The sequence below is a fragment of the Streptomyces sp. NPDC059851 genome (assembly GCF_042732005.1).
GTDB lineage: Bacteria > Actinomycetota > Actinomycetes > Streptomycetales > Streptomycetaceae > Streptomyces.
This window is the reverse complement of sequence record NZ_JBHWJJ010000097.1, coordinates 1-22328: the sequence shown is the minus strand read 5'-3', so window position 1 is coordinate 22328 and position 22328 is coordinate 1. Positions and strand designations below refer to the sequence as shown.

At 71.5% G+C, this 22328-nt stretch carries 18 protein-coding genes; 10 read left to right on the top strand and 8 right to left on the bottom strand.

Annotated features, from left to right (window positions below; translation table 11 throughout):
• Window positions 1–11: 11 nt before the first annotated feature.
• A complete protein-coding gene (locus ACFV7Q_RS27310) occupies window positions 12–1220 on the bottom strand; it encodes a peptidase M6 (RefSeq protein WP_385432196.1) in 1209 nt (402 codons plus the stop codon).
• Window positions 1221–1326: 106 nt separating this feature from the next.
• On the opposite strand from ACFV7Q_RS27310, the gene ACFV7Q_RS27305 reads away from it, so the two are divergent.
• Window positions 1327–2331 carry a LysR family transcriptional regulator gene (locus ACFV7Q_RS27305; protein ID WP_385432184.1) on the top strand — a complete coding sequence of 335 codons (1005 nt, stop codon included), beginning with the start codon at window positions 1327–1329 and terminating at the stop codon, window positions 2329–2331.
• Window positions 2332–2637: 306 nt separating this feature from the next.
• On the opposite strand, the gene ACFV7Q_RS27300 is transcribed toward ACFV7Q_RS27305, so the two are convergent.
• From ACFV7Q_RS27300 to ACFV7Q_RS27290, 3 genes are all read right to left on the bottom strand, one after another.
• Window positions 2638–4125 (bottom strand): UvrD-helicase domain-containing protein, encoded by a 1488-nt coding sequence (locus tag ACFV7Q_RS27300; protein ID WP_385432182.1) that lies wholly within the window; start codon window positions 4123–4125, stop codon window positions 2638–2640.
• The gene (locus ACFV7Q_RS27295) at window positions 4118–6310 is read right to left on the bottom strand and encodes an ATP-dependent endonuclease (RefSeq protein ID WP_385432181.1); all 2193 of its coding nucleotides are present in this window, start codon (window positions 6308–6310) and stop codon (window positions 4118–4120) included. The genes ACFV7Q_RS27300 and ACFV7Q_RS27295 overlap by 8 nt, the downstream gene beginning before the upstream one ends.
• 351 nt (window positions 6311–6661) lie before the next feature.
• Window positions 6662–8005, bottom strand: a complete 1344-nt coding sequence (locus ACFV7Q_RS27290; RefSeq protein ID WP_385432179.1) for a hypothetical protein — start codon at window positions 8003–8005, stop codon at window positions 6662–6664.
• Between the two features lie 120 nt (window positions 8006–8125).
• Here ACFV7Q_RS27290 and ACFV7Q_RS27285 point away from each other — a divergent pair, with 120 nt between their 5' ends.
• The 8 genes from ACFV7Q_RS27285 to ACFV7Q_RS27250 all read left to right on the top strand — a co-directional run bounded on the left by ACFV7Q_RS27285 (window position 8126) and on the right by ACFV7Q_RS27250 (window position 16483).
• Window positions 8126–9073, top strand: a complete 948-nt coding sequence (locus ACFV7Q_RS27285) for a DMT family transporter (protein WP_385432178.1) — start codon at window positions 8126–8128, stop codon at window positions 9071–9073.
• Between the two features lie 64 nt (window positions 9074–9137).
• Window positions 9138–9899, top strand: a complete 762-nt coding sequence (locus ACFV7Q_RS27280) for a hypothetical protein (RefSeq protein ID WP_385432176.1) — start codon at window positions 9138–9140, stop codon at window positions 9897–9899.
• A gap of 498 nt (window positions 9900–10397) precedes the next feature.
• The gene (locus ACFV7Q_RS27275) at window positions 10398–10850 is read left to right on the top strand and encodes a hypothetical protein (protein WP_385432174.1); all 453 of its coding nucleotides are present in this window, start codon (window positions 10398–10400) and stop codon (window positions 10848–10850) included.
• A gap of 297 nt (window positions 10851–11147) precedes the next feature.
• Complete coding sequence (locus ACFV7Q_RS27270) at window positions 11148–12077, top strand: SDR family oxidoreductase (RefSeq protein WP_385432173.1); 930 nt, start codon at window positions 11148–11150, stop codon at window positions 12075–12077.
• A 304-nt stretch (window positions 12078–12381) separates the two neighbouring features.
• Window positions 12382–12798, top strand: a complete 417-nt coding sequence (locus ACFV7Q_RS27265) for a hypothetical protein (protein ID WP_385432171.1) — start codon at window positions 12382–12384, stop codon at window positions 12796–12798.
• A gap of 293 nt (window positions 12799–13091) precedes the next feature.
• Entirely contained in the window at window positions 13092–14378 is a 1287-nt protein-coding gene (locus tag ACFV7Q_RS27260) for a hypothetical protein (RefSeq protein ID WP_385432169.1), read from the top strand.
• Window positions 14379–14467: 89 nt separating this feature from the next.
• Window positions 14468–14917 carry a hypothetical protein gene (locus tag ACFV7Q_RS27255; protein ID WP_385432167.1) on the top strand — a complete coding sequence of 150 codons (450 nt, stop codon included), beginning with the start codon at window positions 14468–14470 and terminating at the stop codon, window positions 14915–14917.
• A 333-nt stretch (window positions 14918–15250) separates the two neighbouring features.
• On the top strand, window positions 15251–16483 hold the full coding sequence (locus ACFV7Q_RS27250) for an MFS transporter (protein ID WP_385432165.1): 1233 nt from the start codon (window positions 15251–15253) through the stop codon (window positions 16481–16483).
• Window positions 16484–16521: 38 nt separating this feature from the next.
• Here ACFV7Q_RS27250 and ACFV7Q_RS27245 read toward each other — a convergent pair whose 3' ends face one another.
• The 4 genes from ACFV7Q_RS27245 to ACFV7Q_RS27230 all read right to left on the bottom strand — a co-directional run bounded on the left by ACFV7Q_RS27245 (window position 16522) and on the right by ACFV7Q_RS27230 (window position 20941).
• A complete protein-coding gene (locus tag ACFV7Q_RS27245) occupies window positions 16522–17238 on the bottom strand; it encodes a TSUP family transporter (RefSeq protein WP_385432163.1) in 717 nt (238 codons plus the stop codon).
• 187 nt (window positions 17239–17425) lie between these two features.
• Window positions 17426–18988 carry an FAD-dependent oxidoreductase gene (locus tag ACFV7Q_RS27240; protein WP_385432161.1) on the bottom strand — a complete coding sequence of 521 codons (1563 nt, stop codon included), beginning with the start codon at window positions 18986–18988 and terminating at the stop codon, window positions 17426–17428.
• Window positions 18985–19719, bottom strand: a complete 735-nt coding sequence (locus ACFV7Q_RS27235) for a methyltransferase domain-containing protein (protein ID WP_385432159.1) — start codon at window positions 19717–19719, stop codon at window positions 18985–18987. The genes ACFV7Q_RS27240 and ACFV7Q_RS27235 overlap by 4 nt, the downstream gene beginning before the upstream one ends.
• 25 nt (window positions 19720–19744) lie before the next feature.
• Window positions 19745–20941 (bottom strand): lycopene cyclase family protein, encoded by a 1197-nt coding sequence (locus ACFV7Q_RS27230; protein ID WP_385432158.1) that lies wholly within the window; start codon window positions 20939–20941, stop codon window positions 19745–19747.
• Window positions 20942–21165: 224 nt separating this feature from the next.
• Here ACFV7Q_RS27230 and ACFV7Q_RS27225 point away from each other — a divergent pair.
• Window positions 21166–22328 (top strand): polyprenyl synthetase family protein (locus ACFV7Q_RS27225; protein WP_385432156.1); only part of this gene is annotated, 1163 nt, incomplete at its 3' end.

Below are 22328 nucleotides of genomic sequence, written 5' to 3'. Positions count from 1 at the left end.
GGATGCGGCTCCTACGACTTCGTGACGCGCACGGTCTCGCCGTAGCCGTCAGCGGCGAGCACGTCGATCCGGACCCCGGCCGCCACATCGGTGAACGACTCGCCGGCCCAGAACGGGGCGTCGTCCAGCGGACGGCAGCCGACGGCGGGTGTCGCGACCGGCTTGGCGTCCATCACCCTGATCGGCCCCTGACCGGTCCGCACGGAGGCGTCGACCCGATAGATCAGGGCGCCGGTCGAGCAGGAGCCGGCGTCCGCGTGGACCCCGCGCCTGGACTCGACGACGTACGCGGTCGTGGGACCGGTACGGATCACCGCCATCTTGGTGCCGCTGCCGTACTCGACCGCCGTGAGGTACACGGTGTCGCTCCCCTTCGCGGCCCGGCACGCGACCTGACCGTCCCCGGTCCAGCCCAGCTTCCAGGAGTGCCAGGCGAAGAACTGCGCCCCCCGGCCGTCGATCAGGCCCATCACGTCCCATCCGCCGACGAAGCGGTGGGCGTCGCCGCCCGGCAGGCCCGCCGCCGCGAAGGCGTAGAGGTCGGGCAGCCCGAAGGTGTGCGCGGTCTCGTGGGCGACCAGCCCGGGACCCCAGTGCCACATGTCCTGGCCGAAGGTCACCGCCCACGTGATCCGGCGGCCGTCGGCCACCACGCCCTCCGTGCCGGGCTCGTACACGTACGTGGGTGTGAAGGAGACCGCCGCCGCGTTGCGCGTCGGCACGACGTACACCATGGCGTAGCGGGAGAAGTCCACGTACGGATCGGCCGCCGCCACAGCGTCCTTGATGTACGCCTCGTGCGTCTCGTGGGTCAGGCCGCGCGCGAAACCGTAGTCGGTGGAGGTGCGCGGCATGCGCGCCCACCACTGGTGCTGCTCGATCGAGAGCCAGGTCCTGCCGTACGAGGCGTACCACAGCCAGTCCGCTCCGGGCGTGATCTGCGCCGAGGTCTCACCCGGGGCCTCGGTGGCCCGCGCGTCGGGGAAGTCCACGAAGACCATGCCGACCTGGACCGTCCCGACGGGACGCTGGAACGACGAGTAGTCCGTGTCGTGCCCCTCGTCCGTCCAGCCGGTGGTGCCGCGCAGGGCACAGGCCGACGGGCTGTCAGCGGCGCCGGCGGGCGGTGCCACCGACAGGAGGAGCAGCAGTGCGGCGGCCAGGACAGCCAGCAGCCTCGGCGCGGCGGCCGGCGCGGGTGGAGCCACCGGGCGGTGGATGGCTTTCACGGGCACATGACCTTCCTTTGGTGTGTGACATTTCACATAAGAGTGATGGGGGCCTGCTCCTGTCCGAAAGCTGTCGTCGCTCCATAACATGCCCGACATGGAACTGGAGGTACGGCACCTGCGCGTACTGTGCGCGATCGCCGAGGCCGGCAGCCTCACCCGGGCCGCCGCCGCGCTGTCCATGACCCAGCCCGGCCTCAGTACACAGTTGCGCCGCATCGAGTCGATGCTCGGCGGCGCCCTCTTCGACCGGCAGCGGGCCGGAGCCACGCCCACGGCCTTCGGCGAGCTGGTACTGGCCCGGGCCCACGCCGTCCTGCCGGGCATCGACGCGCTCCTCGCAGACACCGCCCGCGCGGCCCGCCACCTGGCGTCCCCGGACCGAGTCCGCGTCGGATCGGTCGGTGCCCCCCTCATCGGCCATCTCATCCTGGCCATAGGGAGCTTGCTGCCCGAGGCCGAGGTGACGTCCCGCGGCCACTACTCCCCCGTCGCGCTCCTCGACGACCTCGCCGCCGGCCGCCTGGAGGCGGCGGTCCTCGGTGACCACCCGGAACAGGTCCTGCCCCCGCGCGAAGGGGTGGTCCTCACCCCCCTGGTCACCGAACCCGTCTTCGCCCTGCTGCCCTCGACCCACCCGCTGGCCGGCCAGGAGACCGTGTCCCTGACCGAACTCGCCGATCACGACTGGGCGATGCCCCGGCCCGACGGCGACCGCACCCGCGAGTACTGGTCCTCCGTCTGCGCCCTGACCGGCCGCCGCCCCTCCGCTCCGCACGAGGCCGAGGGACGTCAACTGGTCGAACTGGTCCGCGCGGGCCTGGCCATCAGCCTCTGCCAAGCCACCTTCTCGCAAACCCCCGGCGTCACCGTCCGACCCCTCACGGGAAACCCGCTCTGGTACCGCCACGTCCTGGCTTGGCACCGTGACGGCCCGCTGGCCTCCCACTGCGACGACATCCTGCGCACGATGGCGGCCGGTTACCTGGACACGTGCGCCGCCAGCCCGGTCTACGCGCAGTGGCGCCGACGCCACCCGGACGCCGCCCAGCTCCCGCATACCGGCCCCCGGGGCTCGACGGTCGCGACACAGTCGACGTGATGGGTCGTCCCTCGACCCCCGAGGCGGCCCACATGGTCGGCGTCGACGAGAGCGGCCGGGCTTCTGTCCGCGGCGGGATGTGGATCTGGTAGCCATGCACGGCGACCTGGTTCTTGAAGCCCTGGCCGACTAGAACCTTCTCGACGCTGCCGCTGGTGTGTTCGGCGACCTGGTCCAGCAGGGCGAAACCCGCGGCGTTGACGTGGCTGTTCGCGGCCAGCACGATGACGGCGATGACCAGCCCGAGCAGTTCCGTCGTCCCGCTAGGTGACGGTAGAACCGGCCAATGAGTTACGAACCGCTCTCTTACACCGCGAGACTGAGGTGACGTGCCCGGGTGAGCGCGACGTAGAGCGCGCGGTGGGCCTCGTTGGTGGGGTCGAGACCTCTCCGGAGCGCGGCCGTGTCGACCTGCTCCAGTCTCACCCCGACCCGGTCCCATTCCCGTCCCTTCGCCTGGTGGCAGGTCATGCCGGGGACCAGCCCCTCGTGGGCGACCTCCAGCCTCGTCCGCAGATTGGCGAGGGCGGCCCGGGGTGTCCGTTTCTGGCCCTCCGACGGCTCGACGGGCGTCATGGTGAGCATGGTGGCCGCCAAATCGGCCCAGAGTCCGGCGAGACTGCCATGGCCCGCCAGGCGCTCAAGGGCGCTACGCAGATACGGACGCAGCTCCGAGAGAGCGTCGCTCTCCATGATGCCCAAGCTGGTCCGGGCATCGATGAGGTCGACAGCCGGCCGGCCGAAGGTGCTCTGGGCGAGTTCGTTCAGAAGCAGAGTGCACACGGCTTCCTGGAACTGGCCCGTCCTGGGCCTGACGGCCAGAGGGAGGATATGGGGGTCAGCACCCCACAGCAGTTTCCACTGCCGTGCAAGGACGACATCGACGTCCCCTGCCTTCCCTGCGGGAAGGACTGCCCTCTCCTTGCGGCGCAGCTGGCGTGCCAACGAGTCCTGGGCAGCACTGTCACGCCAGCGGAACGAGGTCTGGAGTTCACTGCGCTCGAAGCCCAGCCGGCTCAGGAGGCTGGGGACGTTCTCGGGGCGGGCACCGCGGAAGCCGTAGAGAGCCTGCCAGGGGTCCCCGACCAGGGTGACGACGAGCCCCGCGTCTGCCGCAAGGCGGATGACTTCGAGATCCAAGTCGTTCGCGTCATAGACCTCGTCGACGAGCAGGGACCGGATCGTCGCAGCGAAGTAGGCCATCACGGAGGCGCGGACGGCCTCGATACGAAGAGCGAGCTGCAGTACCTCACGTACGTTGTCGTGCGTGCACCGCCCTTCACCGACGGCCGAGGCGAAGCAGGCCGGCTTCACGTAGCTTCCCCGTCTCGCTTGACGTACGGAGTCAGTGACGATCCGTGTGTCGTTCAGGGCGAGGACCGGCTTGTCGAGGGTGGAGGTGGTGGGCAGATGGGACCGCCACGTGTCCAGCACCTCTAGCTCCTGGTGGCCTCCGGGCCACTGGAGGATCCCGGACCGCAGGAGGTGGGCGAGGAGATCGTTCAGGATCGTGTCGAGCGTGACGATGCGATGGGGCCACGTCAGTGCCGAGGGGCCCCATTGCCGGGACACACGGCTGCGTATCTCCTCGGTGGCCGAGCGGGTGAAGCTGACCGCCACGACTGCCCGGTGATCGGTCGTACGTGCGTAGCGGTGCAGGCCGAAGCGCTGGTTGGACACGGTCGTCTTCCCCGAACCAGGAAAGGCCTCTATGTAGAGAAGGCGGTGCGGGCTCGCTGCGGCGAGGACCTGTTCGGGGGTGAGGATGCGCGTGCCGGGCTCATGGTTACTCATGGTTGTCCATCACTCGCGGTATGGCAGCCATGGGCCAGGCACCGGGTGAGGGACGCTCAAGTTGGAGACGTTCCCAAGGCAGGTCCTCTGCCGCTGGTGCGTCGGGATCCGGTTCGTACGACGTCGGATCAGCCCACTCCAGGTTTTCCAACTCGTCTGGTGAGAAGAGGCTTTCGCCGTCGGCAGTCGGGACGTCGTCCGTGTCCCGTTCGCTGTCCGCCATGAACCAGTCCGGTTCGTCGAGAGCCTCAAGAGGGTCGCTGGCCTCCGCGGCGGTGCCGTCCGCTGCCGGATCGGACGGGTACAGGAACTCGAAGAGTTGCCGCATGTGCTCGGGGACAGTTGGCGCGACGGACACCTCCCCAGAGTCCGACCGGTTGGCCTCCGCGAGCAGACCGGCGAAGGTCAGCGCGAACTCGCCCTTCTTGCTGGATCCCCGGCCTGCCTTGATCCCGGGCTCCTCCTTCGTGCCCTTCTTCGCGCTGCGGAACAGCTCGTGTACCGTCCGGGCCGTCACGTCTTCCGCATCCAGGCCGACCTCGCGCAGGGCAGCAGCGATCAAGTGCTCGTTGCCTTGCGTAATGGACGGTTCCAAGGTCGGGTGACTGACGAAGGCGTTGACGACCGAGGGGTCGTGGTCGGAGAGCCATCCCGGTTTCTTGGGCTCCTCGCTCTCGAAGGGCAGGTCGCTGTCGACGAGGACCGCCAGCTTGGTGCACAGTTCGCTGCCCCGGGTCGCCAGGAGACGCACCGGCCACTGTCCGACCTTCCATCCCATGTGCACGATGCTGAGTGCGTCGATGAAAGCGTGCTTGAGCATGTCCTGACCGGCCCAGGTCCTGCCGAACTCCCGAACGACAGCGGCGTCAGTGACACCCTCGACCAGGACGAGACGATCCGCGAAGAGAGCGGCGGACCGGCTCGCATCCAGATGGAGCCGAGTCTTCCGCAGCGTGACGTCGCGGTGCTTTGCCGGCACGACGTCGGCGACGGTGCGGCACACCCGTCCTTGTGCCGTCCGGCGCACGACCACGAGTTCCTCCGGGGCACAGGACGTGATGACGTCCGTCGCGTGGCTGGAGAGGATGACCTGTAGCTCCGGCCGCTTCTTCACGGTCCTTCGCAGGTACCGGACGAGGGCGTGCTGCAACTGCGGATGGAGGTGTGCCTCGGGCTCCTCGATGACGACCGTTGCGTGGAAGGGCTTCGAACCGAAGAAGGAGTCCTCCTCCGACTCGGCATCGGCCTGAGCCTGTTCGAGGTTCCGGGCCGCCTGCTGGATCGCCTCTTCCTCCGTGAGGGGCGGCAGATCAGGGGCCTCCGAATGAGGTCGGGCAGCATCCTGCGGAAGCTCGGTGGAGTCAGGTATCGCCGCCAGGGTCACGGCTATGTGCAACAGGTTTACGTATCCCAGCCCGGACACTTCCAGAGGCCGGGCGTAGGTGCGCCCCTCCATCACGGCAAGCATGAGCTCCAGCACGCGGGCCAGGTACGTGTCGTCGATGACCTGGCCGCGTATGTACGGCCACTGGGGACTCACGCCGGCCGATAGATCTGTCAGGTAGCCGCGAATCCGCGCCTCGACCGCATCGATGATGCTTTCCTCGGCCAGCTTCTCCAACAGTTGGGAGGCCCGCGCCCGGAGACCCACCAGGTTCCGGGTGCCGCTCAGGCGCTGCTGTTCGGCACGGAGCAGCTCCACCAGGATGCGCGCCTCGCGGCGGGCCAGCTCGTCCAGCGGATGCCGCCAGGCCGGCAGGTAGATGAGTTTGTACGGGTCCAAGTCCATTGAGCTGCCGTGCGCCGCATTGATCTTCGCGGTGACGCTGCCGAGCCTGCGGCTCAGCGTGACGCCCCAGCTCTTGGCGACTTCACCGAGCCGTTGGTGGCCGACCGCGTGCAGCTGGTGTCCGAGCCGCCCTTCCTCGGTGAGGGTGTCGGCCAGCTCGTACGCCACTTCGATGGTGCGGTTGGAGCCTTCTGGCGCGAGCGTGGCGGATCCGTACCTCGGTAGGACCGGGAAGCGGGAACCGGGATGAGCCAGGTAGAGCGCATCCGTGAGGGTCGTCTTTCCGGCACCGTTGGCCCCGATCAGCACACTGAAACGGCCGGGCAAATGACAGACCATTTCGCCCTCCGTACTGGCCCGGAACCCGCTGACCGCGATACGACTCAGGTGCACCATGCCCCCCATGGACAAGAAGTACGTCAGTAGTCATCATCGCCCGCGACACTGACAACGCCCGCCCCTTTGTGCTCACTTGCGGTCTCAATGTTGGCAGTTGTCGTCAAAGCGTGACGCCCGCGTCAGCACTGACGCGACGGTGATGGCTACCTGGTAGGGGTTGGGGGGCTGTCGTACCTGGCGGCGAGGCCATCAGGCATCGTTCGAGGCGGTTGAAGCAGCGTTCCACGACCTTGCGGCGCTCGAAGGCATCGCGGTCGGAGGCTGGAGGGCGGCCGGCGCCTCGGCTGCCCTCCGGGCCCGGTTGCGGACCGGGTCGGCCCGCCGGCTCCGCCGGCGGCAACGGCGGTGTCAGCCGACCGGTCGGTCGTCGGCGTCCTGAGCCGCTGAGCGCGGGCCCGGGATGTCAAGGACCGGCGGGCGCGGTGCCGTTGTGGATGCGCGGGCAGCGGTCCGGAGGCGCTGTTTGCGCCATGCGGTGAGCCGCCGTTTCAGGGAGATCGCCAAGGGCACCAGTAGCAGGCCGCCGAGGACCACGATCAAGACGGCGAAGGCGATGAACGGACGCGGCTCGGGGGCGACCTTGACCTTGTCCTCGGTGTAGAAGTCGTACCAGACGAAGGCGCATTGGAGGATGGAGAGCGAGGCGAGGGCGACGATCGCCTTGTTGCGGAACTCATCGCGCCGGTTCGCCACCCGCTCGCGTCTTAGGTTGAAGATCTCCCGTAGGGCTGCCATCCGCTCGGTGAGGGTGCGCCCTTCGTCCTCGATGCCCCACGCCCGGTCCACTGCGTTCTTCACCGTCAGCTGGGCGTTCGAGACGTAGCGGATGCTTTCGCTGAAGATCACACTGCGGAAGGTGGCCTTGTCGGTGAGGTCGAGGATTTCGTCGTACTGCCGGTCGATCTCGGCCTGGTTGTGCGGACCGTCCGCCTCGATCCGCATCAGCTGGGTCGAGGTGAGGCGGGTCGCGTCGTCGATGATCAGCCAGTTCTGCGAGGCCAGGATCAGGCCGTTGACGTACTCCTGGAGGGATTCGTCGTTCGCGCCCGTGATGCTGCTGAAGAGGTAGCCGACCGTGCAGGTGGTCTCCCCGAGGGTGCAGGTCTCACCGACGCGAACGCTGACCGGCACGTTCTCCCCCGGTTCGAGCAGGACGCGGTGCCACCACAGCATGCGCCCCGCAGGCAGCATCCCGTCGTCGTCCTCCCGCACGCCGACGGAGTCGAGCGGACCCAGCGTCCGGCGCATGCACGCGCACCACTGGCGGATTTGGCGGCCCAGAGCCTTGCGGTAGGGCTGCTCTAGTTCGCGGAGCTGTGCGCCGCGGCCCGGCTTGTCCACGTGGAGGTCGATGTCGTCGGGGCACGGGGGCAGTTCGAAGACGGCGAAGCCGATCGAAAGGCTGCTGATGTAGACCCGTACGGTGAAGTCCACGCCCAGGTCGGCGTCCTGGATCCGGACCGCTCCGTCGAGCAGGGCGTTCTCGATGCGGGCGGCGTGGTTGGGCTCCGGGTAGTCCAGGACGATGTGTTCCTCGGAGGACACGTCCGCGGCCTCGTGGGGCGGCCTGTGCTCCCGAAGGCCCGGGAAGCACGAGCGCAGCGGCTCCATGACCGCCGCGCGGTCCTCTATCAGGCTGCTGAGGGAAAAGTCGAGTGGGAGCGAGAACGTGACCACCGCGACGATACGCACCGGGCCTCCAGAGGTTGGCGGAAAGGGGTCTGGCGAACCGCTTCCGCTGGACAGGCATCGGTCCGGGCCGGTAGGACATTAACAGCCGTGCAAGGCCAACTCATCTGTTTTGACAGCTATATGAGGGAGAGTCGACTGTCCGCCCCGCGCACCGTGAGCTCCGCCGTGTCCGTCGGAGCGTGGTCAGTCGTGGCCTCGGCCGTGGGATTCGGCTTGCTGCCCGTCCTCGCGGTGTGGGGCGCCGCCACCGGCCTGGGTGTGATGACCCTGCTGATCCTGCGCTTCGCGCTCACGAGCGCCCTGCTCCCGCTGCTGATCCCCGGGCGGGAGAGGGGCCGGCTGCCGTCGCGCGATTTGGGCGGCCTCTTCCTCCTGGGTGTCCTCTTCGCCGCACAGTCGGTGCTCTACCTGCTGGCACTGGAACGGATCACGCCGGGCCTGGCCGTGCTGCTGCACTACGTCTACCCGGTGTTCGTCCTCGTCCTATCCGTGGCCCTGCGGCACGACGCGCCCAAGGCCCGCCTCGTGCTGCCGTTGGCCGTGGCGCTTGCCGGGCTGGCGCTGACGGTCGGCCGGCCGGGGGAGGCCGACGCGCTGGGGGTGCTGTGCGCGCTCGGATGCGCGCTGGTCTACGCCCTTTACGTGGTCCTCGGTACCCGACTGTCCGAGCGGGTCGGGCCGCAGCGGCTCAGCCTCTACGTCGTGGCCTGCTCGGCGGCGGCGCTGGCGGCGGTCGCCGTGCCGACGGGCAAGTTCGACCTCGACTTCGCGCCGTCCGGGTGGGGGGCGATCGTGGCCATCGCGGTCGTCTCGACGGCCATGCCGATCGCGCTCTTCTTCGTCGGCGCCAAGCGGCTGGGGGCCGTGGAGGCGTCGATCCTGAGCATGCTGGAGCCGGTGGTAGGAGTCGTGGCGGCCTGGGCCCTCCTCGGGGAGCGGGTGACGGTCCCGCAGTTGGTCGGCGGGGCGATCCTGCTGGCCGGGGCGCTACTCAGCGTGCACGCGTCCGCGAAGGAGTCCGTCATGTCCGCCAGGGCCCGGTCCGGGGCCGCCGCCAAGGCACCGTGAACAACGCCAAGAACCTACCCCGCCCCGTGTGCGGCGTGTCAGTGGCTAGTGGCAGCCTTGCCAGATGCTGATCAACGGATTTGAGGGTGTCCCGCTGGTGGCCGGGGAGGAGCTGGTTTCTCGCCCGGGGTTCTGGGCCGCCTACCTGATGTGGATGTGCTGCCCGGAGGAGTATGAGGGTCCACCGACCCCGGAGTGGTTCGGAGCGGACCCGGCCGACGCCGACGTCGTGTCCGAGGCGCTGGTGGACGAGAACAACTGGCCCGTGATCCGGATCCCGTTCGGCGACGGGCACACCGCGGTCGTGATGAACCGTCCCTACGGCGTGGGGACGCAGTACGTCATCACCCACCCCGACTGGGGACGGCACGGCCATCTCGCCAGGATCGGCGGAGACCCGGAAGGCCCCGGCCTCTCTTGGCGGGAGCTGACCCACATCGCCCGTACTCCGGACCTTGAGGCTCCGGGCATCCACGACCCCCACGCCCGACTGCTCCTCTTGCTGCCGGCGATGAGTGACGAGGAGGCGCTGGAGGGTCCGCCCGACGTGACCGCCGAAGGGCCGACGCCCGCAACCGACGTGATCGCCGGGGCACTGGTCCGGGTCGGCGTTCCGGCCGGGAGGGCCGTGCGCGTGGCGGAGCTGCTGGTGGACCACCCCATGTGGGAACCGCTCGGCTGGTGGTTGCCGGACGAGCAGCCCTTCGGCGGGACCCTCCTGAGCGACGACCCCGGCAGCCCGCGGCACGGAACGGGGCTCGCCCAGGGCATCACCGACGAGCAGAATGAACGGCTCGCCCGCGCCCTCGGAACCTGGCCCGCCTGACGTGCCCCAGGGCGCGCCGGGGAGTTGTTCGCGGTAGCGGATCACCACACGGGGACAGTGCCTCGATACACCACCCCGCGCGCGAGGGAATCGAACGTACGTTCCTGTTCGGGAAGCCGGCACAGCGACGGCTGCCCGCCTGAGTCGATCTTGCACCCGGTCCGGGAGCCCCAGACAGCAGACCCACAGGCGCCGTCATTCCACGGATGAGGATGCCCCCACCTCCCCGCGGGCGGAACCGAGCCGGTCCTGGACCGGGCGCTCACCGGACCGGCCCGAGACGGTGCCCACGCCTGCCGGGCACGCGTCGCCGCCGCCGGCGTGGAAGCGGCGGTGTCGGGGTGTCGCACGGCCACGCGTCAAGTCCCGAGTTCTCGGACCGTGACCCGGCCCTGCGGCTGGGGCGCAATGGAAGCACGGACGACGGCATGGGCATTCGACAGACCGCCGGCCTCGTCCGCACCCCCGTCCCCTCCGCGCAAAGGATTCCCGCTCCTCATGGCCGTCACCAGGACCCGTCGCATCGTCCCGCTCATGATCGCCGCCACCTTCGCAGCCGGAGGCGTCTCCGTCGCCACCACCAGCGCGTACGCCGCGGCCAGCCCCAACGCCGTCACCACCGACAGCGACAACGACGACACCGACACCGACACCGACACCCGCCTCCTGAAGCATTTCAGCGAACGCGGCGACCGTGGCGAAACGGTCAGGACGGTCGACACGAACGGCGCCCGCGACGACGGTCAAGCCCCCACCAGCGGCGACGATCACTACGTCGACGGCGGGAGCGGCGGCGTAGTGGGGGGCGACCCCAATCACGCCCCTACGACGATCGGGCAACCCGACAACCAGTTCCTCCCCGTCGCCGAGCCCCGCACCGTCCCCAAGGGGGACCGCCCCGTCATGACCGACAAGCCCAACACGAACCTGCTCAAGAAGTACTTCGGCTGAGCGGCCCCGCCGGCTGCACCACGCCCGTACCGGGGCCGCGCCGGGTGGCTCACGGGTACGAGGTAGCGACCGGAGACCGCTCGACCTGCAAGCGCAGCTTCGCCCCGTCGGTGATCGTCGGATCGCCCTCTGGACAGGGAGGCGTGTCGTTGTGCGCCTGCCGGGCGAGCGGAGGGGACGATGCGGCGTGCATGACCGTGCTTCGCTGCCGACTACGGGCCGCCTCTGACAGGGCAGACCGCCGACCGCCGCAGCCCAGTCGGTAGCTCTCGGCCCACACGGAGGAAAGAGGACGGAATGCGCGACACCTCCCCTGCCGGTCGGCACCGGCACCCCGGCGGACCGCTGCAAGGACGGGTCGCGGTCGTGACCGGCGCCGCACGCGGGATCGGGGCGGCGCTGGCCCGGAACCTGTCCGACGCGGGGATGCTCGTGGCACTGCTGGGCCGCGAGGAGGCGTCTCTGCGCGGAACGGCCGCGACCCTGCCGAACCGGAGCATCTGCTTCGAAGCGGACGTCACCGACAACGCAGCACTGCAGGCCGCCGCCCGGCACGTGGAGGAGAACCTGGGCCCCGCCAGCGTGGTCGCCGCCAACGCCGGCATCGCCGTCGGCGGGCCCTTCGACCGCACCCCGGCCGACCTGTGGCAGCGGGTCATCGACGTCAACCTCACCGGATCCGCCAATACCGCCAGGGCCTTCCTGCCCCAGCTGACCCGCACGCAGGGCTACTTCCTCCAGGTCGCCTCAACCGCCGCGCTTGGGTCCGCGCCCCTGATGAGCGCCTACTGTGCCTCCAAAGCCGGCGTGGAGTCCTTCGCGCTGGCGTTGCGGGGCGAGGTCGAGCCCGATGGGGTCGCCGTCGGCATCGCCTACGTCCACTGGACGGGCACCGACATGATCAGCAGCATCGACGACCACCCCGTACTGCAGGCCCTGCGCCGCCACCAGCCCCGCTTCGCCCGCCGGATCCGCTCTCCCGAACAGGTGGCCGAGTGGCTCGCCAACGGGATCAGGCACCGCTCCCCCTACGTCTACGCGCCGCCCTGGCTGCGCTGGTGCCAGCCCCTGCGACCGCTCTTCCCGGCGATCGTCGCCCGCATCGCCCGACGCGAACTGCACACCCGTGCGCGCAGCGAGCTGGCGACCGACGTCGATGTCATGGGCCCCGGAGGCCTCGCCGACTGGCGCGCGTACCGGTCGACCGGAGGACCGCGTCGGGGATGAGGCCGGCCCGCGGAAGCCGTCGAGCGGTGGCGGCGCAGACCAGGATCCGGACATCACACCGGTGCCGACGGTCGGGCGACCCGCCGGGGCGCCGGTGAGGGCAGGCCGGCCCCCACCGAGCAGGGGCAGCGGCACCTCGTACGCGGCCGCCTCGCCGCCTTCTCGGCTCCACGGCGGCCGAGTACGGGGCCGCACGCGGCGGGGACGGGAAACCGGATAATGGCACCAGTCGGGCCTACTCGCACGTGTGCGCGACGGCTACCCGACCGACCCGACGCCCGACCGACCGAAAGACGAGGGATTCATGGCGCTGAAGGCGGGCCAGCGGGTGGAACTGGTGGCGGACCTCGAACTGGGCAGTGTGATCACCCCGGGCGGGGGCTCTCCGGCGGGCACCGGCGACGTCGCCGGGCCCCCGTCCCCGTCCCCGTCCCTGAGTCTCGCCTCGGGCATCGAAGGCACCGTCGAGCGGGTGGACGAGCACCGGGATCGTCCGCAAAGCCAGGAAGTACAGGAGTACGTACGCCTCAAGTCGCTCCTCGACGACTTCGGCCACCAGATGCCGCCGGGGTCGAGGAGGCAGTTGGAGGAGCAGGTCAGCGCGCTGGAACCTGCTTGGACCGCCCATCACGGGCAGCAGAACCGGGCGACGGTCCGCGTCCGCTTCGACAACGGGTTCGTCATCGACGGCGCGCAGGAGGAACTGTTCACCCCCGCCTGACGCGCCGCCGCGCGGCAGCGCGCAGGTGCTCGGGGTACTGGGCGGTGAGACGGGTCGCCCGCGGCGGCGGCGAGGTCCGCATCGGCTGTGGAACCCGGGCCGTAGGGCCGTAGTGCAACGTGGCGTCAGGAACGGCTCAGGCGCGCGAGAGCGGCATGTGCAGACGACAGTCACCAAGAAGTGATCATCCGGAGACCTCCCCCCGTTCGCCCGGCTGCAAGACTGGCCCTGGCCAGGACGGCGGCATGCTGCCTGAGCCATGGACAAGCGGACGGACCGGGCAGGAGGCGTAGTTGAGCACCAGCGTCGAGGGACAGATCGACATAGCGGGTCCGGTGGGCAAACTGCTCCACCGGCGGAAATTGCAGAACGCCACGGTGATGCAGTCCTTCGGCATCGACCCGGTCACCGGCGACGTCTTCGTCCTCCAGGTCGTCGAGGGCGGGCTCACCCTCCCGGGAGAGTCGGGTCCCAGGACCGGCGGGCAACGGTCGTACGCCGGCGACCTGGCCGTGACCCGCCTCGACCAGGCGGGTGCCATCACCGGGCACATGTACCTGCGGGGCTTCGGCCACGGCGTGTCCATGGGCGTCGAACACCACAACGGGGTCTCGCGGTTGTGGACCGAGACGGCGTCCATCCCCATGGGCACCAACGTGCCGGAAGAGGAGAAGGAGGGCTACGGCACGGCCGTCACCCACTTCGAGTTCCGCAACGGAACGACCCTCAGCTCCGGCTCCTCGCAGCTCGCCGAGCCGTACCGGCCCGTGGCCGGCGCCACCAACGTCACCTGCACCATCGACCCCACGACGAACCGGGTGATCGTCCGCTTCAAGAGCAGCAGCATGACGTTCGAGTCCCACGACCTGGACAAGGCCAGGGCCGGCGACTGGACTACCCCGCTGGCCCGCATCACCCAGCCGAACGCGAACGGAACCTTCCAGGGGTACGCCTCCCTCGGCGGCGTGCTGTACATGCTGGCCGGCAACGGATACTCAGCCACGCTCAAGCCGCCCGGCAACACGTGGCTGACGGCCGTGGACTGGGCCACCGGCGCCGTCCTGGACCAGCAGTTCTGCACCGCCGCTCCGGGCCTTGAACTGCGCGAACCCGAGGGCATGGCCGTGTCGGTGCGGAACGGGGTGCCCCACGTGCACTTCGGCTTCGCCGGCGAGGAGCCCGGCCCGCGGACCTGCACCATCCTGTCGCTGTCCGGAGCACCGGAGGTCGACGGGGTGAAGGTGTTGGCCGACTGGCAGCCGATCCCGCTGGCGAGCGGGGTGACCGCCGACGTCCGCGCACCGCAGGGACGGCTGATCAGCATCGCGGGCACGACGGTGCTGCAACTCAGCGGCGGGGTGAAGGGGACCTTCGACGCGGACGTCCGGATCGGTACGCTGCCCGACGCCCTGGCGCCGAGCATGGCGGCACAGGGCAGTGTGCCGCGCAACAACAGCGGCGGGGTGTGCACCGCACGGGCGGAGGCGAACTCCGTCCGCGAGCTCTGGCTCTACGGCGGACACTCCACGAACCCCATCACATGGGCCCAGTTGGACAACTTCAGCGCCGTCTGGCGCTGAACCACGTCCTTTTCCCTCCCTCCCCCACTGCTTCCCCCTCCCCCTTCCCCCGTCGCCACCTTCCGCAAGGCCAAGGAGACCGATCCCCCATGTCCCACAACCGCCGCCGTGTCCTCGGTGCCGCGCTCGCCCTGCCCGCCACGCTGGCCGCCACGAACCTGCTGGCCGCCACCCCGGCCGTCGCCGCCGGCGGGGTCGAGGCACAACCGTGGACCGATCTCGTCCTCGAACCCGGTGTCGCCGCCCAGACGGGGGCGACTCCCCAGGTCCGGCTGATCACCATCGCCGGTACGGTATTCCTCCAGGCGCGCGGCTCGGTGACCTGCAACCTCGCCAGCGACACGAAGATCGCCACCCTGCCGACCGGACTGCGCCCCACCGCCCTGGTACGCGCCACCGCCCCGCGCAACAACAGCCAGGGCATCAACGCCTGCCGTTTCGAGGTCAACACCGTCGGCTCCCTGACCATCTACGGCGGCAACGGCGGGAACCCGATCACCTGGGTGCAGTTCGATTCCGTCCAGACGATCTGGCGCTGAGACCGGGCCCGTAGGCCCGGAAGGCCGCCACGCGCCGGCCCGGAAAGTCACACGGACTCACCGGAGGGGTGATGAGCCGCGGCGGGTAGGGGGCCGAGCCCTCCCGCCCGCCCCGCGGGCTGGACACCAGGCCGCGACACCCGGGGACACCACTGATCCCCTCCACGCCGCCCGGGCTTCGGAAGTCACGTCGCTTTGGCGTCTCGCCGGCAGACGACGCTCACAGCCGGCTGCCGCCCGGGGCGGCAGGCTTGCACTCGACGGCGGACCCGCTGACACGCGGCAGGGGCCGAGGTCACGGCGCATCGGCCAGGACCGGGCAGACTGCCGGACATGAGCGAGTCCGTGCTGCCCGGCGGCAGCGCCCCCGACGGGAACCGCTGGCTCACCCCGGGCGTCAAGGGCATCGGCTCCGCCAGCCTCCTCGCCGACGTCGGCCACGAGATCCCCACCGCCCTGCTGCCCTCGCTGCTCACGTCCCTCGGGGCCCCGGCGATGGCCCTGGGCGCGATCGAAGGGATTTCCGACGCCTTGGCCGGCGCGGCCAGGTTCGGCGGGGGCGCGCTGGCGGACGATCCGTCCCGGCGCCGCAAGGTCGCCGTCGGCGGCTATACGGCCACAGCCGTGCTCGGCGCCGCCACCGCCGCCGCCACCACCGTCTGGCAGGTCGGCCTGCTGCGGGCCGGGGCCTGGGTCGCCCGGGGACTGCGCGTCCCCTCCCGCAACGCCCTCCTCGCTGACATCGTCCCCCCGGGGGCGTACGGGCGCGCCTACGGCTTCGAGCGGATGATGGACAACGTGGGCGCGATCCTGGGCCCCCTGGTGGCCCTCGGACTGGTCGCCTGGCTCGGAGTCACCTGGGCCATCGCCCTCTCCGTCGTCCCCGGTCTGCTGGCCGCGGCCGCGATCGTCTACGCGATCCGCCGGATCACCAGCCCCGCCGGCCGGGTCACGGTGCCGCTGAGGATCCGGATCAGGCCGGTACTGCGGGGGGACCTCGGCCGGCTGATGGCGGCGGTGGCGGCCTTCGAGGTCGGCAACGTCGCAGTGACGCTGCTGATCCTGCGGGCCTCCGAGCTGTTGGAACCCCGGTACGGCACGAAGACGGCGACGACGATCGCCCTCGGTCTCTACACCGGGTACAACATCGCCGCGGCGCTGGCCTCCGTACCCGCGGGCCGGCTCGCCGACCGGCTGGGCCGCCGCGGCCCGGTACTGGTTCTCGCCGGCGGGGTGGCCGGCTTCGCCGTCTCCTACGGTCTCCTGGCCGTCGATGTTGCCGCCGTGGCGTTCCTGGCCGTCCCGTTCGTCCTGGCCGGCACCGGGATCGGCGCGGTCGAGACCGCCCAGCACGCGGCGGTCGCCGCCCTCGCCGACGAGAACCTGCGCGGCTCGGCCTTCGGCCTGCTCGGCGCCGTCCAGGCCTTCGGCAACCTCGCCGCCTCCGCGGTGGCCGGGGTCCTCTGGACGGCTTTCTCCCCCACCACCGCCTTCGCCTATCTGACGGTCTGGATGCTGCCGGCACTGGCCGGACTGGCGGTCAGCGCCCGCAGGCTGGGGCGCTGACGGCCGTCCGGTCGTGCCCGACCGATCGGGCATGCCCCTCACAGGCCCGCCACCAAGCGCCCCGTGTAACCCACCATCACGGTCCAGAACAGTCCCGCGTAACCACGTTCGCCGATTTTGAAGTTGAACGCCCTGCCGATGAAGGTGGCGATGAACATCAGCGGCACGCACACCAGAGCGACGAGGTAGTCGCTGCCCGTCAGTAGTGCGGCATCCGTCCAGACGGCGGTCTTGGTGGCGTCACCGACGAGGGAGGTCAAGGAGAGCGCGCCGACGAGGTGGAGGCGGTCCAGGCCGAGTCCGCGGACCGCAAGCCCCTTGAGGGGTCCGGAGGTGCCGCTGAAACCGGAGGTCGCCCCGGCGGCGAACGCCATCACCGGGGAACTCGCGCGTCGCCAGCGGCTGAGGTCCAGCGATTCGAGCAGGAACGCGGCGGCGAAGCCGACGATGACGGCGACGGTCACCGCCTGCTCGGGCGCGGAGACCAGCAGTGCGGCCCCCAGGTACGTGCCCGCGGCGACCAGAGCGACGACGACGAGGGCCTTGCGGTACGGGAGCGTCTTCCGGTACGCGAAAACCTTGACCAGATTGTTGGAGGCGAGCAGCAGCGCCGCCAACGCAACACCGGACTTGGTGCCGAGTACGAGCGCCAGGGTCGGAACGAGGATCAGGCTGCCCCCGAATCCGGCGGAGGCGGAGAGGGTGAATGCGGCGGCGACCGCCAAGAACACGACCGGGATCAAGTAGGGTTCCATCGGCGCCCCTCAGTCAACCGGCCCTCGATGCGGGCAACGAAAGCACGCCTCTTCCACCATGGGATGTGTCGCACCCGTTCGCCACCCCGCGCCCCAGCCGCAGCCCCGGCACCTCCCGCAGGATGAGCGTGGCCCGCTGTGGGGATGCAGGCGCTTCGACCCGGCCCCGCCGCCGCGATCAGCGCCTTCATCGGCCGCGGACCGTACGCGCCGCCCACCGCAGGACGGCGCTGCGGCCGCGGTCCGGCACCGTCCACAGCGGGTGCCCGCGCAGACCCCAGGAGCCCAGCAGGGCGTTGGCGGCGAGGAAGCCGCTGGTGGCCGCCCGTTCCATCAACGCGACCGGCAGGCCGGTGCGCACGCCGTCGCCCGCCACGACCAGGCCCGGCGTGGGAGTCCGTACGGTGGGCCGGTCGTCGTACCCGCCGACCGGGAAGAGCGGGCAGTCGGCACGCCACTCGTGGCGGGCGTCCACGACCCGGGCCGGCCGCGTCTCCGGATAGATCCGGTGCAGTTGCCCGAGGAGCTCCTTCTGTCGCACCTCGCGGTCGGTGTCACCAGGCAGGGCGTAGGCGTGCAGCTCCACCACCGACCCGCCCGTCCGGGCGGCCCAGCGGGCGGCTTCTCCCTCCCACCGGTTCAGGACGCTGATGTTGTCCAGCGGGCCGTATCCGCTGGTGCCCAGGAAGCCGGGACGGTCGCCGCGCACGGGCCGGTCCAGCCACAGCCGGGAGACCAGGAACGGCGGCGCCGGCCGCAACCGCGCCACCCGCTCGCGCCACGGCCCGTCACCGAGGGTCCCGGAACGGGCCACCACGGCCCCCAGCCCGCGCGGGTCCATGGCCAGCACGACCGCGTCGCAGTGTTCCTCGGAGCCGCCGCCGGCCACGGTGAAGCCGCCGCCGGGCCGGGCCGCGACCGACTCGACCGCGGTCGAGGTGCGCAGCTCGGCCCCGAGACGGTTCAGGTAGCCGGCGAGCGGCTCCCACAGGGCCTGTGGGAACGGCTCGTCAGGAACGTCGAACAACAGCCCCTCGGAGGAGCCCAGGAAGTAGACGTGGAACATCAGTGCCATCTCTGCCGCGGACAGTCTGCGGGGGTCGGCGAAGAAGCTGCGCGAGAAGACCTCGAAGGCGAGGTGCCGTGCCGCCGCCGGGAAGCGGATCGCCTCCAGGAGGTCGTGGGCGCTGGTGCGGTCGAGGTGGTCGTACACGTCGGGCACCCGGACGTCGAGCAGCGGCAGCGCGGCCCGGGCGTTGATGCGGGCCAGGTCGCGCACCCGGAAGGAGCGGCTCAGGGCGACGAAGCCGAGGGCGCTCAGCGGCGGGGTGCGCGGCACGTGCCGGAAGCTGTCGCCGCCGCCGCCCGCACGGCGCAGGGGGTAGTCGGGCAGCCCGGTCAGGCGGGACAGGGCCGGATCGGTCCGGCGCAACAGGGCGCGGAGGTTGTAGTACTGGCGGAAGAACGCGTGGAAGCCTCGGCTCATCGTCACCGTGCTCCCGTCGGCGAGCCGCGTGCGCCAGCCGGCCAGCCGGCCGCCGAGCACCGCCTCGCGTTCGTACACGGTGACCCGCACCCCGCGCTCGGTCAGCGCCGTGGCCGCGGTCAGCCCGGCGATGCCGCCGCCGACCACCGCGGCGTGCGGGGGGCGGGCGGGGTCCGCTCGGACGGCTCCGGGCGGGGCGGGCAGCAGGCGCGCCAGCCGGTCCCGGCCGGGCCGCGACGGGGCCCGTGGGATGCCGGCGGTCACCGCGCGTCCTCGTCGGTCGGGGTTTGCGGCCGGCGGGCGACCACGGTGTGCGTGATGCCGGTCTGCCAGCCGGGCAGCGGCAGCACCCGGACCCGCTCGAACCCGGCCCGCTCCACCCGCCGGCCCAAGCCGCCGGCGGTGTCGAAGGCGAGGACGCTGCGCCACAGGTGCCGGTAGAGCGGCCCGTCGCCGAGCAGGGCGGCGACCGGCAGCACGAGTCCGCCGCACACCGCGTTCCACACGGTCCGGTGCGCGGTCCGCCCGCTCAGCGCGTACTCGTGCACCGCCAGGCGGCCGTGGGGCGCGAGCAGCCGGAGGGCGGTGGCGAGCACGAGGTCCGGGTCGGCGGCGTTGCGCAGCAGGTACGCGGCGAAGACCGCATCGAACGGGCCGCTCACCCCCGCCTCGTCCAGCCGCTCCACCGGCGCGTGCACGAACCGCACCGGCCTCGCCCACGGCCTGGCGGCCGCACGCCGGAGCATGCCCGCCGAGGCGTCCACGGCGGTGATGTCCGCGCGGGGCAGTACCTCTGCCAGTGCGGCCGTCGACGCCCCCGTGCCGCATCCCAGGTCCAGCACCCGTAGCCGCCTGTCGTCCGGTGGAAGGCCGAGCCGTCGGGCGGAGCGGCGCAAGTGGGCGTGGTACCCGGGGTTGGCGGCCACCAGCGTGTCGTAGCTGCGGGCCGCGTGATCGAAGGCGTCGGCCAGGTCGGCGTCACGCAGGAGGGGCATGTGGTGCGGCTCCCATGTCAGTGGGTCAGGCGAGGGGAAGGGTCCGGCGCGGGGCGAAGGGCAGGGTGAGGGCGGAAGCGAGCATGGCGGCTACGGGTACGTGGGCGCCGATGCCGAGGTCCTCCGGCAGGCTGGTCCGGCCGTCCAGGAACCTCAGCAGCAGCGGTGCGGGCACCCGCCCGAACAGACGGGTGAAGAAGGCGGGGCCGTCGAGCCGGCCGCCGTGGAGCGCGTGCAGCAGTACCGCGTCCATCAGGCGGGCGCGGGCGGAGTGCGGCCGCGGTGGGAGGGGGTGCCGTCCGGAGTGCAGCGCGGCGGCCACGGCGCTGGTCTGTCGCTGTACCCCGCTGAAGGTGTAGCCGGTCGAGGGGCGGGTGGCTCCGGCGCACGCACCGATCCGGAACACGCTCGGTGCGGTCTGCCGGGCGAAATCGGCGTCCGTCATCGGGATCACCCCCTGCTCGCACGCGGTGACCTCGTAGTCGCCCAGGCCGATCACCCGCTCCGCGTAGTGCCGCAGCGCCCGGTCGTACTCGGCGCGGCCGAGCACCCGGCCGGAGAACTCGGTGTACTCGACCAGCGCCTCGTGCGGGCCCACCGGTAGTACGTAGCCGAAGGAGAGCCCGCGTGCGGGCTGCGGCGTCCGGAAGTCCATCAGCTCCACGACGCGGGGCTCGAAAACGGGGCGCGCCGTACGGACGAACCAGCCGCGGAAGTGCTGCAGGAGCGTCGTGCGGGCGGGTGGCAGACGGGCGAGCGGACGGGAGTCGAACACCCACCGCGCGTGAACGGTGACGGTGTCGCCGTCGGCGTCACGGGCCCGGACCAGGGCCCCGTGCGGTGTCGGCGCGATCCGGTCGACGGCGGCCTCGACGCGTGACACGCACGCGGCCGCCGCCACCTCACGGGCCGTCAACGCTTCCAGGGCGTCGGATCGCAGCATCTTGTAGCGCAGCGGTTCGATGGCCGCGGTCACGGCGGTGCCGTCGGTGCCGCGTACGCGCAGCAGTTGCCAGGACGCGGCCAGCGCCTCGTCGTACGGTCCGCCGCCCGGCTCCCAGAAGCACCAGGTCCGCGGGGCGGCGCGGGCCGGGCCCGGCGGCGCGGCGAGGAGCACCGTGTGCAGCGGCGCGGCGCCCGCCGGCGGCCGGGCCAGCCGCAGCAGCAGGGACAGCCCGGCCGCCCCGGCTCCCACCACGGCGACGTCGGCCTTCAGGTCCACGACCGCTGCTCCCTCCTGCCGGTCCGCTCTCCCGGCCGCCGTCCGTTGCCGTACCCGTCGTCCAGTGTTCCGGCCGGGCGGGGCGAACGGATGCGGAGCACGGCGTGTCGTCACGGCGCACGCCCGTACCGGGAACTTCTCAGCCGAACGGCGCATCCGGTCCGGTCTCCCGCGCGGAATCTGTCTTGACGAGGGAAACGTGACGTCGGCCGAGAGGATCCACAATGAGCTCCACCCGGACGAGCTCCACCCAGGCGGCGTTCCGGCACGCGCCGCCTCCTCCGGGTGGCAGGCGGACGGCCCCGGTCGGGCACACGGCGGCAGCAGGGCCGCCGGGCACCCCGTCGCACCGGCTGCCGCCTGAAGCCGGGCCGCCGACGGGAAGGGCCTGCGGTCCCGGTGCGGCGGCGGTCGACGACGCCTTCCGCACCGGCGAAGCCGACCCCGATGCGGCGACCGTCGACGCCGACGTCACCGCTGCGGTGCACACCGCCCTGGCGCGCCTGCTCGCCGGCCGGCTGGCGCAGGCGAACGGGCTCGGGGCGCTCTTCGCCCGGGACCTGGCCCAACGCGTCGCGGACTTCACCCTGCACGGCGGACACCGCGTCCGCCCGCGCCTGCTGTGGTGGTCGCTGCGCGCGTGCGGCGGCGGCGACCGGTACCAGGTCCGGGCGGCCCTGCAGGCCGGCGCGGCACTGGAGCTCCTGCAGACCTGCGCGCTCCTGCACGACGACCTGATGGACGCCGCGCCGACGCGCCGGGGCCGTCCCGCGCTCCACGCGGCCGTCGCCCGGCAGTACGCCGGCGCCCCGCAGTACGCCGGCGCCCCGCAGTACGCCGGTGCGCCACAGTGCACCGGTGCTCGGGCCGGCGGGGCACGACGGCTGGGCGACGCGGCGGCCGTGCTCGCCGGTGATCTGGTGTTCGCCTGGGCGGACGACGCCATGACGGACCTCCTCCTGGACGGCGGTGCCTTGCCGTCCGGCGCCGTGCACCGCGTCCGGAACCTCTGGCGCACCACACGGACGGAGATGGTCGCCGGGCAGTACCTCGACGTGCACGGCCAGGCCACCGCACGGTTGACGGTCCCCCGCGCGCTCAACGCGGCCTACCTCAAGAGCGCCCTGTACACCGTGGCACGCCCCCTCGAACTCGGGGCCGCGCTCGCAGGCGCGGGCACGGCCGTGACTCGGGCGTTGTGCCGCGCCGGCCGCTGCGCCGGTCTCGCGTTCCAACTGCGCGACGACCTCGACGACCTCTTCGCCGACCCCGCCGTCACGGGCAAGCCGTCCGGCGGCGACGTACGCGACGGCAAGCCCACCTACCTCATGGCCGTGGCCCGGGCCCGGGCCCCCCCCCCCCGCGCCCAGGCCCCGCGCCGCCCCCC

Excerpts from the sequence above, each read along its gene's own strand:
- ACFV7Q_RS27270 (WP_385432173.1), top strand. The coding sequence starts at position 11,148 with ATGCGCGACACCTCCCCTGCCGGTCGGCACCGGCACCCCGGCGGACCG.
- ACFV7Q_RS27300 (WP_385432182.1), bottom strand. The coding sequence starts at position 4,125 with ATGAGTAACCATGAGCCCGGCACGCGCATCCTCACCCCCGAACAGGTC.
- ACFV7Q_RS27235 (WP_385432159.1), bottom strand. The coding sequence starts at position 19,719 with ATGCCCCTCCTGCGTGACGCCGACCTGGCCGACGCCTTCGATCACGCG.
- ACFV7Q_RS27255 (WP_385432167.1), top strand. The coding sequence starts at position 14,468 with ATGTCCCACAACCGCCGCCGTGTCCTCGGTGCCGCGCTCGCCCTGCCC.
- ACFV7Q_RS27275 (WP_385432174.1), top strand. The coding sequence starts at position 10,398 with ATGGCCGTCACCAGGACCCGTCGCATCGTCCCGCTCATGATCGCCGCC.
- ACFV7Q_RS27250 (WP_385432165.1), top strand. The coding sequence starts at position 15,251 with ATGAGCGAGTCCGTGCTGCCCGGCGGCAGCGCCCCCGACGGGAACCGC.
- ACFV7Q_RS27295 (WP_385432181.1), bottom strand. The coding sequence starts at position 6,310 with ATGGTGCACCTGAGTCGTATCGCGGTCAGCGGGTTCCGGGCCAGTACG.
- ACFV7Q_RS27285 (WP_385432178.1), top strand. The coding sequence starts at position 8,126 with ATGAGGGAGAGTCGACTGTCCGCCCCGCGCACCGTGAGCTCCGCCGTG.
- ACFV7Q_RS27280 (WP_385432176.1), top strand. The coding sequence starts at position 9,138 with ATGCTGATCAACGGATTTGAGGGTGTCCCGCTGGTGGCCGGGGAGGAG.
- ACFV7Q_RS27305 (WP_385432184.1), top strand. The coding sequence starts at position 1,327 with ATGGAACTGGAGGTACGGCACCTGCGCGTACTGTGCGCGATCGCCGAG.
- ACFV7Q_RS27265 (WP_385432171.1), top strand. The coding sequence starts at position 12,382 with ATGGCGCTGAAGGCGGGCCAGCGGGTGGAACTGGTGGCGGACCTCGAA.
- ACFV7Q_RS27245 (WP_385432163.1), bottom strand. The coding sequence starts at position 17,238 with ATGGAACCCTACTTGATCCCGGTCGTGTTCTTGGCGGTCGCCGCCGCA.